The 14,038-nt window shown below is 57.1% G+C and carries 11 protein-coding genes; all 11 read right to left on the bottom strand.

What is annotated here, in order from left to right; translation table 11 throughout:
* Positions 1–153: 153 nt before the first annotated feature.
* The gene (locus KP806_RS12945) at positions 154–1,233 is read right to left on the bottom strand and encodes a Gfo/Idh/MocA family protein (RefSeq protein WP_224724112.1); all 1,080 of its coding nucleotides are present in this window, start codon (positions 1,231–1,233) and stop codon (positions 154–156) included.
* Between the two features lie 59 nt (positions 1,234–1,292).
* Complete coding sequence (locus KP806_RS12940) at positions 1,293–2,189, bottom strand: creatininase family protein (RefSeq protein WP_224724111.1); 897 nt, start codon at positions 2,187–2,189, stop codon at positions 1,293–1,295.
* The gene (locus KP806_RS12935) at positions 2,167–3,153 is read right to left on the bottom strand and encodes an aldo/keto reductase (RefSeq protein WP_224724110.1); all 987 of its coding nucleotides are present in this window, start codon (positions 3,151–3,153) and stop codon (positions 2,167–2,169) included. Before KP806_RS12935 ends, KP806_RS12940 begins: the two co-directional genes overlap by 23 nt.
* Before the next feature lie 53 nt (positions 3,154–3,206).
* The gene (locus KP806_RS12930) at positions 3,207–3,524 is read right to left on the bottom strand and encodes a MocE family 2Fe-2S type ferredoxin (protein WP_224724109.1); all 318 of its coding nucleotides are present in this window, start codon (positions 3,522–3,524) and stop codon (positions 3,207–3,209) included.
* Positions 3,521–4,624, bottom strand: a complete 1,104-nt coding sequence (locus tag KP806_RS12925) for a fatty acid desaturase family protein (RefSeq protein ID WP_224724108.1) — start codon at positions 4,622–4,624, stop codon at positions 3,521–3,523. The genes KP806_RS12930 and KP806_RS12925 overlap by 4 nt, the downstream gene beginning before the upstream one ends.
* Positions 4,625–4,636: 12 nt before the next feature.
* The gene (locus KP806_RS12920) at positions 4,637–5,539 is read right to left on the bottom strand and encodes a sugar phosphate isomerase/epimerase family protein (protein ID WP_224724107.1); all 903 of its coding nucleotides are present in this window, start codon (positions 5,537–5,539) and stop codon (positions 4,637–4,639) included.
* Entirely contained in the window at positions 5,536–6,672 is a 1,137-nt protein-coding gene (locus KP806_RS12915) for a Gfo/Idh/MocA family protein (RefSeq protein WP_224724106.1), read from the bottom strand. Before KP806_RS12915 ends, KP806_RS12920 begins: the two co-directional genes overlap by 4 nt.
* Before the next feature lie 414 nt (positions 6,673–7,086).
* Complete coding sequence (locus tag KP806_RS12910; protein ID WP_224724105.1) at positions 7,087–8,097, bottom strand: aldose 1-epimerase; 1,011 nt, start codon at positions 8,095–8,097, stop codon at positions 7,087–7,089.
* Between the two features lie 11 nt (positions 8,098–8,108).
* Positions 8,109–9,743 (bottom strand): hypothetical protein, encoded by a 1,635-nt coding sequence (locus KP806_RS12905; protein WP_224724104.1) that lies wholly within the window; start codon positions 9,741–9,743, stop codon positions 8,109–8,111.
* A 30-nt stretch (positions 9,744–9,773) separates the two neighbouring features.
* Complete coding sequence (locus KP806_RS12900) at positions 9,774–11,078, bottom strand: alpha-L-fucosidase (protein ID WP_224724103.1); 1,305 nt, start codon at positions 11,076–11,078, stop codon at positions 9,774–9,776.
* A gap of 226 nt (positions 11,079–11,304) precedes the next feature.
* The gene (locus KP806_RS12895) at positions 11,305–14,013 is read right to left on the bottom strand and encodes a hypothetical protein (protein WP_224724102.1); all 2,709 of its coding nucleotides are present in this window, start codon (positions 14,011–14,013) and stop codon (positions 11,305–11,307) included.
* Positions 14,014–14,038 lie beyond the last annotated feature (25 nt).

Raw genomic sequence — 14,038 nt, 5'->3', positions numbered from 1 at the left:
ACCGGATTTGTTGCAACTAATTTTTGCATATTTAATCAATCGAAAAAAATAACTGGATTCCGAGTATCTAAATACCCCAGAACCGATAAATCCGGTTCATTTCGGCGATTTAGACACCCAAAATACAGTTATTTCATAAAAGGCTTGTAGTCCTTAAGCGAGCGTCAGCGCGTTTTCCCGGATAATGTCGTCGATGCGGACCGTTTTACCGTTTTCCTTCATCGTCCGTTCAATTGCCGCCATCAAGGCAAGCGTGCGCACGGCCTCCTCTACGTCCGGAAGCGGTACGGCGCCCGAGTCGAGGCATTCCGCGAAATATTCGATATAGTTCTGGTATTCGCCTGCATGATGGCTTCTGCCCTCAAAGCGGAAGTAGTAGTCGTGCATTTCTTCGTAGGAATACGTCTTTTTGCCTTCTCCGGTAAAATGCGTATGGTAGCGCAGATTGGAATATTCCGCACGCGAAGTCCCATTCGTGCCCCGGATGACGCATTCGATACCCGGCTCGACCTCGGTGCCGAGCGACGGCAGCGTGTAGCTGCCTGAAATTTGACCGATCCGGCCCTGGTCGTCGCGGACGAGGAGACGCATCGAATCCCAGGTGTCGAGGCCGTAGCCTCGGCTCGTCTCGCTCACGATCCCGTAGCCCGTCACTTCGGTGACGTTCGGCAAATACCAGCGGACCAGGTCGACGGCATGAATCATAAAATTATACATCCAGCTGAAGCCGCGCTGACGGCTCCACGGTTTGTCCAAAAACCAGCGGCTGTCCGAAATATAATGGGCTTCGACCGTCTGGATATCGCCGTGCTTTCCCTTCTCGAAGTCCGCACGCTGATGGATCATCGGCTCGAAAAAGCGCGAGCTCTGTCCGACGAATACGCGTTTGCCGGACTTCCGCACCGTCTCCAGCAGCTCGTTCGAGCCTTCCAGAGAGGTGAGCAGCGGCTTCGTGCAAATGACATGCTTGCCCGCCTGCACAGCTTGGGTAATATGGGTCAGGTGCAGCTGGTCGGGCGTATAGATGGCAATAACATCGATATCCGGATCGCTAAGCAGCACGCCGTAATCCGTCGTCCAATTGTTAAAGCCGAACTCCTCGGCCCGCTGCTCGCACAGTGACTGGTTAAGATCGCACACCTTCGCAAGCTCCCATCTCTTGCTGCTTAAAGCGGCCGACATAATGCTCCGGCCTTCACCTAATCCAACAACGCCAAGCTTGTAAGTTTTCATAAATACGCTTCCCCCTAGATATGTGGCCGCGCTGTCTAAGCAGCATTGGCATCGTAATCTTAGTTGCTTTCCTCGCGAATCCGGTAATATTCGTACGGCTTCCACAGCGATTGCTCGGATACGGACGCCTGCCCGGACCAGGGACTCGCCGTCACCCAGCTTTCGGCCGTTTGCAGAAGCTCGCCCCATATCTCCCTCACCGTCGAATGAGACACCGGAGCAGCCTTCCCGGCTTGCACGGCCTCCCGCTTGATCCGGGAAACCTCGGAGCATAAGCCGGTCAGACATGCCTCCATGATGGCCCTTCCCTGTTCGGCATCCGCTTCCTGCGCATCGTGCCCGATGGCCAGACGGCCTCCATAGCCCTGAAGCTCCTCGTACCGCCTTGCCGACGGATCGACCAGGTCCGGCCGGATGAACATGAGCTGCGAAAGCTCGTATTTGCCGGCATGGTCGCCCTCGAACAATCCTTCCACCAGCTCCGGATCGCTTTTTACCGAAACGGTCACCGGGACATATTTCATGAACAAGTCGGCCGCCTGCCGCAAATCCTCCTGATTGCCCCCGCTGTGCCCGGAGACGACGACGACCGCTTTAAAGCCGGCATTCACGAACGCTCTTAATTGATACAGGAAAAAAACAAGATAAATGTCCGGAGGCATCGACGTCATCGGCGGATGCTGCTCGCCGACCGTCTGCTCCAGCCAGCCGGCATGGTACCCCGTCTCATGGATATGGTAGCCCATGGAAGGGGCGACGATGCCGCCGGTCCTCTCGGCCGCTTTCCGGCAAAGCCACTCCGCCTTGATCGTATCCAGGCCGAATGCGCTGACCTGACCATGCGGCTCGCAAAGGCCAAGCGGCAAATAGACGACCGGACACTCCTCCATCCGCTGCTTGAATTCGTAAGGCAGCAGCTCCGCCCATAACGTCTTAGATCCAGTATTTGGACTCATAGAAGTTTCTCACCCATCTGTGATGGCGCCGGATATCCTCGAATACGTCATCCGGCAATGGCTCGCGGCCTGCGGCGGCGATATTCTCGTCCGCAAATTTCGTTATATGCATAGACGAAATTGCCGTCGTCACGCCCGGATGCTGCAGGACAAATTTGATAGCAAGCTCGGCCAGACTGTCCGCGTAAGCCGGAATGTAAGCCTCCTGCAGCCGGTTGACGCGCTCGATATACACGCTTCGCGGCATATAATCGAAGTGCGTTTTTCTGAAATCGCCCTCTTCAAAAACCGTGTCTTCCTTCAAATAACCCGTCAATCCGCCTTCGTCCAAAATGCAGCGCGCGATGACAGCGACATTGTTCTGCACGCAGGCCGGAATCAGGCAATCAAGCGGCTGCGGGTCGAAAATGTGGAATACCGTCTGAACGGAATCGATTTTGCCGCTTTGCACGATCGGCAGCGCAATATCGTGACGCGTGTCGGGCAGCGAAATGCCGATGGCGCCGATTTTCCCTTCTTGCTTGAGCTCCAGCAGCTCCTCCATCCAGTAGTCCTCGCTGTCCCAATGCGGCCAGTATTGGTGAAGCTGCATCAGCTCAATCGTATCGACGCCGAGCTCGCGAAGCGAAATTTCCGTGCTTTCCCTCAGCCAGCCTCTCGGAAATGCCGTTTCGACCGGGATCGGAATGCCCCAGCCGATATTGCCCGGCCCTTTCGATTGGATTTTGGAGGCAATAAACGGCTTTTCCCCGCGCCACTCCCGCAAAGCCAGGCCAAGAATACGCTCCGATTCCCCGTAATTGCGCGCAGTGTCGATAAAGTTAACGCCCCGCTCCAGGCTGTGAAGGACGGAGTGAACGAGCTCTTTCTCGTCATGCGTACCGAAAGAGCCGCCAAGGCCCATGGCGCCGAAGCCCAGACGCGATACCTGCCGTCCCGTCCGGTTAAACACATTATATTTCATGATTTCGTTCCTTTCGTTGCGGATGACCGCGCATTTTGTTAAGCCGTTTACGCCTAGGCTTGGATGTACACTTTGCCCGCTTCCACCTTCACCGGGTAAGTTTTCAAATCGACGCATACCGGAGCCCGCTTCGCCTTGCCGGTAGGAATATCAAAACGTCCGTTATGCTTCGGGCATTCAATGACGCTGCCCATCACGAGGCCGTTCGACAAATGAATTTTCTCATGCGTGCAGAAGCCGTCCGTCGCATAATAGTCCCCGTTCTCCGTCCTGTATATCGCATAGGTACGGTCCTCAAAGTCAAAGCGGATGACATCCTCCACCTCGACCGCATCGGCTGCGCAGGCCTCAATCCATGTTCCGGTTCTCATAGCACTTCACTCCTTAGGCTGGTATCCTGCTGACGCGGGACGCCGCGCACATAAGGGCGCGCCGTGACCGGCAGCGGTTTTTCGACGACGTAAGCGGGATCGTGCTTTTGCTTCCGCAGCGCCGTAATGACTTCCTTCAAAGCGGCAAACAAGCCTGGGCGCGCTGCCGGACAATCGGCCTTCATCTCCTCGTGAAGCTTCGGCAGCGCATGGTAAGGAACCATCGGAAACATATGGTGCTCGACATGATAGTTCATGTTCCAGTACAGAAACCGGAATACCGGATTCATATAAACGGTACGGGTGTTCAAGCGGTGATCGAGCACGTCCTCATAAAGCCCCAAATGCTGCGTAATGCCAAACGTAATGACGACGATCCCGCCGTAAAAAGAAGGCAAAAAGACGAACATAGCCGGCAGAATGCTTCCTGCATATATACATGCGGCGACGACTGCTAGCAAAATGAGCATGTAAACGCGTGCTTCACGGAACACCTTGCGGTGCTCGGAGGCGGGAATGTACTCCCGCTCCTGCTCCTCAAGCTTCCCGAACGTATGCAGCACGAACCGCTTCAGCTCGATCGGCCCGCCGTAGAGATGGAAAATTTGCATAATGAGAATTTTCCAAATCGGAGGCCGTTCCGTAATGATCTCAGGATCGCGTCCGACGATGATCGTATCCGTATGATGGCGGGCATGGCTCCAGCGCCACGGCGTTGCCGAGCGCAGAACCATGAAAGATGCGATCTGATAGACAACCTCGTTCATCCACGGCGTCTTGAACGCCGTCCCGTGCCCGCACTCGTGCCAGCGGGAATCGCCGGGCGTTGCGTAGAGAATGCCGTATGCCAGGAAAGCCGGAACCGCCCACCATGTCCCCCAGGACAAGAAGGCAACGCAGCCCAAAATCAGAAGAGAGCCGAACCAGATGATCGTATCCCGGATGGCCGGGCCGTTCCTTCGTTTCATCAGCTCCTTCATGCGCTGGCGGGGAATCGGGCACGTATACCATTCCGCCGCCGCAAGCCCCCGCTCCTGCGCGCGCTTGTTTTCCGGTCCGGTGATGCTGTAATCCCTTTTTTGCAGATTGGCCGATGCCATGAAGCATACCTCCTAACAGCCGTTTGCTTTTAATTTGCCGTCGAGAAACCGTTTCGCGCGCGGAATGTCCTGTTCGTCCAGATGCTCAATGATGATCGGAATGTTCGGATGAAGCTTGGACAGGCGCTGCAAATACAAGTCGTAATTCAAAATGCCAAGGCCGGGCGCAGGGAGCTCGACGGCTCCGGCACCGCGGAACGTATGCGATTCGGCCGCGTCGATCGACGCATGCTTCTCCGACGTATCCTCCGCCGGCTTGCAATCCTTCGCATGCGCGATTTTGATTTTGTCGCCCAGCGTATTGAAAATGCGGTTCAGCTCTTCGTCGACATGATTGATGTTTTTGTCCGTAAAATAGTTGGTAGGGTCCATCAGCAGGCCGAGTCCCGGATGATTGACGTCGGAGAACAGGCGGGCCAGCTGGTCGACCGAGCCGATCACGTTGTTGACGTAGTTTTCAACCAGGAAGACGGAGCCGTGATCATAGGCGAACTTGGCCAGCTCCTCCAATTCCCTGCATACCTCCTCGTACGCTTCCTCGGTGCCGTTTTTCGGATCCCATACCCAGTCGCTTTCCGTATTGTAGGTTCCCGTCTCGCTGATGACATAAGGAGTGCCCAGATCGCGTGCATGTTTCAGCAGCGCCTTCAGTCCCGAAATATTTTCCTCCCGTTTCCTCGGGTCCGGATGGATGATATTCGTGTAGCCGGATATACAGACGATCGGCAGGTTGGCGTCCCTGAACGCGTCGCGGATCTGATGGGCTTTCTGGCGGTTAAGCGAATTCGGCGAAAGGTCCATATCCTTGAACGACAAATCGAGCTGCACGCAGGAAAATCCGTCTTTCTGAATTTTGGCGATCGTCTCCTGAAGCGTATAGGGGTAATACCCGTTAAAAATGCCTACAGAAATCATAGCGAACTGCCTCCCTCAAAGGTATAGGATTTGATTTGGTTTGCCGTTTCCGAAAATTCGACCGTACGCCTTTCGGCGATCGACTTGTAGCACGCCTCGACCAGCGCCATCGTCAGCAGGTTATCCCGCCCGCCGATTTCGGGCTCTGTATCCTCTTCCACCGCGCGCAGCAGCTGGGCCATCGTACCCTGGAACGCGTCCGGGAACCAGACTCTGTTCCATGCGGGGCGATGCCACTGTCCGGGCGACCGCTTCGTTGTGAACTCGAGCGTGCTTGGCGTTCTTGCCGGATAGTCCGGCCAGCCGATCGTACCCTGAGCCATGCCTTCCAGCCCTTCGACCCTCCACTTGATATAAATATCCTTCTCGGTCCCGTCGCCCGGCCAGGCCCACACGTCGTCAAGACTGGTCGCCATCAGCTCGTTTGCGTACTGGAACGTGTACTGGGAAATCCCGTCGATATGATTGAAAGCGGTGCGGGGATCCCTGCGCGCGACTGCGGTGACCCGCTCGGGATCGCCGAACAGGTAGCGGAAGGCGTCGATATGATGGATGCCCATGTTTAAAATTTCGATGTGCTCATACTTGTGAAGAAAGTCCTGCCAGTGCGGAATTGCACGCATCTCGATCGTCGCCAGCACCGGCTCGCCGAGATAACCCCTTTCGAGGATCGCTTTCAGCGCCCGGATCGACTGGTCGTAGCGCATATTGGAGTTAACCCCGATTTTGATGCCTGCCGTCTCGCACAGCTCCACGATTTCGCAGGCTTCACGCATATTCATCGCCAGCGGCTTCTGGCATAGAATCCCTTTGATGTGCGTGTGCTTGACGGCTTCCCGGACGATTTCCAGCTGACGGTCCGGCGGAACCGCGATGTCGAGTATTTCGATTTGCGGATCGCGGACCAGCTCCTCCCATGTTCCATAGACGAGCGGAATTCCGTGCCGTTCCGCAGCCGCCCTGGCATTGCCCGGCGTCCTGGAGGTGATGGCGTATGGACGAAAACCTGCGTCCCCGTAAGCGACGAGATGGCAATCTCTCATGATGAAGCCCGAACCGATGCAGCCGATCCGGTAATCCTTGCGTTTCGGCATGAGCGGATCGATCGGGAAGTTCAAATCAATGGCTCCCATTTGGCAGTCCTCCTTCACATTGTGAGTGAATAAAATCCGCTGCGCGCGCCATTTGATCCTCCAATCGCTTGAAGCCCCATTCTTCTGATTTCCCTGGACATCGATAGGTGAAGAATGGGGCTTCAAAAGCGACCGCTACCGCTTTTCCGGATTCAAACGGCCCGCTTCGCACTTTATTCACCTTATTTCTAAGGCAATCTGCTTCGTGTCGACTTCCTCCAGCTGCGCGCAAATAAATGGATTTATTGTATCAAAATCCAGGATAACTCCGCTCTTTCGGGAAATAACTGGATTCAGCCCATTTAAATCTTAAACAATTGCCGATTCCAAGCAGAATGATCGAAATAAGGACATCGATTCCAGTTATTTCGTTAGAAAATGAAATTTCTTAAAAAATAAGGACACTGAATACAGTTAAATTCCCGCCGGTTGATCCTTCAGAGCTTCCACCCCGAGGCTGGCCCGGAACCGGAGTTCCTCCCCCGGCGCGATGCCGCGGGCGCCCGTCAGCTCGCTGTCGTAGGGCAAATTAAACGCGTCCGTCACATACGTATATGGCTCCAGCGAATAGGCTTCGGCCCAATCCGGACGGAAGAGGACGAGATACCGGAACCCGCGGTCGAACCGGTAGACGATTGCATAACCGCTGTCCTTCATTTCGATCCGGCAGACCGGATCCTCCTCTCCGCTGTCCAGCTCCAGGAGCGAGCAGCCCAGCGGAGGATAATCCGTAATGTCCGCCCCGCCCTGCAGAGCCTGGCTGAACGGAGTAGCCGCAGGCCGTCCGGTCACGAACGCTTCGTTCGTAACGGGCCACTCGGCGGAAGCCGGCGCCTTCAGCGTCAGCGTCTCCCCGCTTCCGAACGGAAGCGAGAAGTAGGGATGGAGACCGAACGCGAACGGAGCTTCGTCCTCCCCGTCATTCCGGATTCTCGTATCCATCTGCAGCCGACCCTCGAACAGGCGGTAGGTGACCGTAAACGTAACCGGATGCGGAAAATAGGCGAGAAGCTCTGGATACACCGCATAATGAAAACGGCTGGTGACCGTAGCGCCACCCTGATCGCTTGCTCCGTACTCGATAACCTCCCAGGCTCTGGAGCAAAGCTCCCCATGCAGATGATTGTCGGGCGGCTCGTTCAAAGGCAGGCTGTACGGCCGGCCGCGGAACGTAAACCTTCCGTTTCTCACCCGGTTGGGCGGATACAGAATCGGAGTGCCGTATTTGAAAGCGGCGAACGGCTCCTCCTTTAACGAACGGACGCTTGAAGGCGGCACAAGGACCGTATGCCCGCCGCTTTCGAAGCGGTACAGATTGTTGCCGGCCTCCGGCACGATTTCAGCCGCTGCCCCTGAAGCCTTGTCGGTTAACACGATGACTGTGAGCCCTTCCCTGATTTCAGATGCCGCCGCATATCGGCTCATATCTTCATTCCTCACCTCCCCGAAATTTCAAAATCGAGCGTAAAGCCTTGCGCGTCCGCCTTGTGCATCCGCACCTCCGTGCCGCCGAACCGCTGCATCCAGCAGCCGGGACTGCCGAGGAACGGCTGTACCGTTTCCATCACGCGGTCGTCCGTCAAAAAGCTGTCGGTCACAAGCCATGTCCCTTCCCCGGCCCGGCCGCTTTCCGGCCACTTGCCCCCGGCCAGCCAGCTGGCGATCACGACCGTCGCCCCCGATTCCGCCCGGCGTCTGACCGCCTTCAGCGTCTCGTCTTCGATCCGCTCGCCCGCTACAATAATCAGCTTCGGACGGCCAAGCTGCCGCTCCTCCACCTTCTCGTCATAGACGAGCACATTGTTAACCGGGTAATACAGCGGATGTACCTGCTCCTCCGGCGGGAACGTCCAGCCCTGCTCGAGCGGAAACCGCTCCTTCGGCACCTCGGCCTTCAGGCGGTGGCGTGGAAAGTCATAGCCGGGAATATGCATACAGCTTCCGTGAGCGGGAATGGTGCCGTGGCTGAGCAAATGCCAGACGTGAAACACGCTTTGCGTCGCATCCGGAGCCGCCAGCCCGCGGTTGCCGAACAGCCTTGCGTTCTGCCCATAATTGCTGTCGTCCGAATGAATGAAGACGATATCGGGATCGGCGTCCCTATGCGTCCACGTCAGCGGATGCTCCGGCACGAAACCGCGTACGAATTCGTCCCATACGTCTCCGAATTCCGTCTTGCGGAAACGGCCGTCCCCGTATTGCAGCAGAACGTCGATATTTTCCGTAAACAGATGGGTCGGTCCCATGTAATAGCCCATTCTCAAAGCCGAAGCGAATTCCTCCGGCGAATGGCCCGGGAAGCCGGAGGTTCGGGTGAACCACGGCCCTGCGTCCGGCCCCCACAGATCGGCGCAAATCCACATCGCCCGGCCGTACTGCCTCGCCGCTCCGAGCGCCGTAGACAGCTGCAGCGACTGGAACGACTCCTTCATCATTTTCGGGCAGACGACCATCCCTCCGCGCGCCTTTGTATGGAACATCGTTGGAAACACGAATTCGGATACGAGCGGAGCGGCGTCCGGATCAAGTCCCGCATCGTCCAGAACGGCTTTTACATGCGCGACTCTCGCCGCAACGGCAGCCGTAACCGTATTTTGCGACTCTGCGAGCGAGCTCCCTTCCTTTACCCCCCAATGCGGCAAAAAAGCATCCTTGCGGTACTGCGACGCATTGATCTGCAAATGCTCGGGCTCATCGTACAGCAGTCCGATCAGCTTGCCGCTGCGGGCGGCTTCGAGCAGCGCCTCGTCCGGCACGTCGTACCGGTTCGTGCCTTCGGCATAGGGACCGTTAATGTTGCCGTACTCGTTGCCCAGGCACACCTCCATGCCGTACTTCGTCATATCGCGAATCATTTCGGATTGGCCGGCCAGGCTGGGGAACATATGGTGCACGTAAAACTCGGCGCCCAGCTCCTTCATCGCCTGAACGAACTTGCCGGGAGGCGGCAGCGGATCCTGCGAAGGATAGATGCTGCCCGTTCCCGTCCGCATAATCTGATCGGACGCTTCCCCGGCCCAGGAGTCCTGCCATGCAATGACCGGCCCCTGTAAACCCAGCTTCGGTTTCATAATTGTCTTCATCTCCCTGTCTAATCCGCCTTAATGCTTCAGGAAAAGCTCGATGACGGGAACGGTTACGTTCGGCTTCTTGACCGGCAATTGCAGCGTCAAAATATCGCGCGACCTGCCCTCGTTGAAGGCCCCCGCTTCCATCGTCATTTCCTCTTCGCCCTGTACCGTTCGAATTTCCGATGCGTCGTTCAGCAGCTGTGCGTATTCCACCCGGCCGGAGAAGCCGCGCAGATGAATATGCTTGAACGGCCAGCTGTAAACATGAAGATAGAGGCGGTTCGTATCCGGGTTATAGGTAAAGCGGCAGTCCTCCGGACATTGCAGCTCCTCCGGCGCCGCCGTACAGCCGTAAATCGATCTGCTGTGGCGCTTCATCCATTCGCCGATGCCCTTCAGGCGGTCGATCGCACGTTCGTCGAATTCGCCTCGCCCGGTCGGTCCGACGTTCAGCAGCAAGTTGCCGCCTTTGCTTACCGTGTCGATCAGCATTTTTACGAGGGTATCGACGCTTTTCCACGATTCCTCGTCGCGGTAATAGCCCCAGGAGCCGCTGAACGTATGGCATGCTTCCCAGACGACGCGCTTGCCGTTCATCTTGATCCAGTCGCGCGGCTGGTATTGCTCCGGCGTCGTAATGTCGCCTCTCACCTGCAAACGGTCGTTCAACATAATGTGCGGCTGCAGCTCGCGGATGAGCTTTACAAGCTTCTCGCTCTGCCAATCTTCTTTGCCTTTGCCTGCAAAGCCCTGCTCGGGCGGGATCGAGAAATCGAAGAACATCAGGTCGATTTTGCCGAACTCGGTCAGCAGCTCTCTCGTCTGCCCGTGCAAATAGTCGACGTACTGCTGCCAATCGCGGTTCCTTTGATCCTCCAGAAACTCCTTGTTGTAGCGAAGCGGATGCTTGACATCGAGCGTATAATGCCGGTGATGCCAGTCCAGCAGGGAATAATACAGCCCCGGCCGGATGCCCTTCGCACGGAAAGCTTCGACCATCGGCGTCAGCACGTCTCGTCCTGCCGGCGTGTTCGTCGACTTGTAGTCGGTCAGCTTCGAATCCCAAAGGCAGAAGCCCTCATGATGCTTCGCGGTCACAACAAAATATTTCATGCCGGCATCGGCCGCCAATGTCGCCCACAGCTCGGGATCGTACAAATCCGGATCGAAACGCTTAAAATATTTGTCATACTGCTCGTTCGTCAAAAACTCCCGGCCCTTCATCCATTCGTGCCTCGCTCCAAGCGAGTACAAGCCCCAATGAATGAACATGCCGAATCTGTCGTGCGTATACCAGCTTGAATCTCCTGTTGTCGGTTCCACCTCGAACGCCATGCATAAACCTCCCAATAACACTTGATGACTTGGCTGTTTCTAGTTTATTGATATCGCTTACATCCTAAAGCTGATTGTCTATAATTATAGATGCTTCAAATTTAGAGTTCTCTAGTCGATATTGCTGTAAAGTTAAGGAATATTGCTTTACCCGACGGCATCATGGATTGTCCCCTTAAAAAAACAGGGAACGTCCGCTCTGCATAACGGCACGTTCCCTATTTCTTTATTTCTCGTACAGCCAATCGAGCGTTTCCACGCTGCTTGCTCCGGCCACATCGCGCACCCGCAGCGGCTGTCCCGCCTTGATGACGCCGACGACCAGATAAGCGCCCCGGCCGAGGACAATCGTATGGCGTCCCGGCTCGTAAGCGAAGGCATGGACGTTCACGTTCGGGTAAAAAAATACGCTCAGCCCGTTTTTGATCACGGGCGAAAGCCCTCCGCGGTCGTCGGCATGCGTGTTTTCCTCCAGGCTCGGAACCTTCAGCCACTCCTCATCGGCGGATTGGGAGTAGCCGATCAGCAGCCGGGCGGGCTCCTTCAGCTCGAGCTCCAGGCTGACGCCTTCCTTGGCCGCCTGCTCCCGGTTGAAGCGGATGCCGGTCAGCCCGACCAGCTCCTCCGCCACCTGTGAGGCCAGCACTTCTCCGTCCGTAAACAGCTTGGCCTGATTCCGGATCTCGTACAGCTCCGCATGCGGCGAATGGAGCGTGAAATCCGCCTGCTCGTAAGACACGACGTCCTGCTCCGCCTCCAGCACCTTCCGCGGCAGCACGCCTTGCCTCAGCAGCGCAACGTTCGCGGAGAAGCTCGAGAATTCCTCCTCGTAATGCGGAAGGCAGGCCTGCCAATGCCCGTATTTCTCCCCGTCCGGAAACGGCACCCTGCGCTGCGGGGTTTGCATGCTGTTAGCGTACAAATACGTGCGTTTCGTCAAGGCAGCGAGCTCGCGATATTCCTCGAGGCTTTGCCGGAAATCCGGCAGCGCCTCCTCGAGCAGCCCGGTATTCCCAAGAAAATTTTTGCCTGACAATTGCTTGTAGGTCAGAATCCGGACTGCCGCCCGCACCTTGTGCGTGTACGAGCGCGTCATCAGCGCAATTGCCGACACATCGGAAGCGATCCGCTCGAATTCTTCCACGCCGCGAAGCACGTGAGGCCGGGCCCGCTCGATTGCCCGTTCGGCTTTGGCCGCATGGTAATCGGCGTCATCCGCAATATCGATCGGCGTCTCCCCGATATGAGGCTGCCCGCCGAGCTCCCGCTCAACGTACAGGTCAAGCCGCTCCCCCTGCGGCGCCTGGGATTCCCACAGCTCCTTCCAGGGCCGGTACCGCTCCGGATTCGTCAGCTGGCTCATCGTCATGCCGAGGCTCATTGTCTGGCGGTTTCCTTCCGTAATGCCGAACCGCCTCAGCAGCTTGGGCGCGCATTCCCCCGAAGCTTCATAGGCATCCAAAATCGCTTCGCCCGCTTCGCGGCTGCCGTAGCGGCCGGCCAGCTCCTTGATCCAGTATTCGCGCTCCAGCTTCGGGTTCAAATCCGGATTCCACGCATAGCGGAACCACGCGGCAAACCAGATCCAGTCCCGGTCCATCTGCAGCAACCGCGGCTCCGCCTTGTCGGGGGAGTACGGCCAATCCCAGTAAAACAACGGATAAAGGTGAATCCCGTTCGTGCCGAGCCGGTATTTGGCCGCCTGCACGCACTTCTGGATGAACGAAGGGGCGCCGTACCGGAAGGGCTCCAAATTGGCCAAAATATGCACATTAAACAGGTGAATCGAGCCGAGCGAGCCGAGATGGCGGTGCGTTTCCTGCCAGTTGCCGCGCGGCGTGTAGGTGGTCAGCGATTCACCGTTATATTTGGCCTCGGTGAACAGATTTGCATAGTTCGGAAGCGCCGCCGCCATCACCTTCTCGGACGGAATCGCATGCGCCCGAACGATAATCGGCGGCAGCTCCTTCCGGTCCAGATCCTTCAGCCCTTCCTTTACGCCTCTCAGAATCGTATCGTTGAACCACTCGACACCGTACAGCGCGCCTTGCAGCGCTTCGCCCAGACATACCATGAGCCCGACATTGGGGAAGCTGCGGATGAACGCGGATATCGCCTTGATATGGTAGTCGCTCGTTACGGGCAGCGGCTGCGGCTGATGCAGCTCCAGGCCGTGCTTTTCGGCAAACGGCAGCGGGATATGAATATTGTAAAACTTGAGCACAAGCCAGATGCCGCGGCAGTCGCATTGCTCCGCCAGCCAGCGGAACATCTCCTCGTTAAGGGCAAACTCCTCCTCGGTCACCTCCAGCGCTTCCGGGTATTCCTCCAGCTTCACAAGTGAGGAAAACGGATGCCCCGTCCAGATGTAAATGACGTTGCATCTTTGCTCGAGCAGCCGGTCTAGAAACGCCAGCCATAACGCTTTATCGTAAAACCATGGGAAGCGGCCCGGCGTGATCGGGTATTCGTACGTTCGTCTGGGCGGCTCCACCTTCGTCTTCTGCAGCGGGACGACAGGCCCTCTCAGCTTCATGACCGGGGCGTCCCCGTAAGCCAGCTCATCCGGCAGCGCTCCCTGCTCAGACAGAAGCGCGGCAAGCTCCTGGCAGCCGTACAGCGCCCCGGTCTCTCCCCCGCCGGAGACGACGTACAGCCCGCCGGGCAATTTCGCCAGGTAGAAGCCTTCGCCTTCAGGCGCTTCGTTGTGGTAAAGGAGCACTTCGCTCTCCTCCAGCTCCCGAATGAAGGAGCACCCGCTGCGGTCGCCGACCGCAATCTTGATCCCTTCCAGCTGCCGGTAACCGGCCAATGTGAGCGGCCCGGTCTCCTGTACCGGAAAGCCCAGCTTCTGCAGCGCACGCTTCAGCAATTCCGTGCCGAAAAGGAGGCGGGAGCCCGCCTCCTCCGGCACGGACAAGTAGATTGTCGTCATGTCGACTACTCCTTCTTCTCCGTGC

This window comes from Paenibacillus vietnamensis, assembly GCF_020169515.1.
In the GTDB taxonomy this organism is placed as follows: domain Bacteria; phylum Bacillota; class Bacilli; order Paenibacillales; family Paenibacillaceae; genus Pristimantibacillus; species Pristimantibacillus vietnamensis.
Note: the sequence above shows the minus strand (reverse complement) of the source record. Positions and strands in the feature narration are given on the sequence as shown.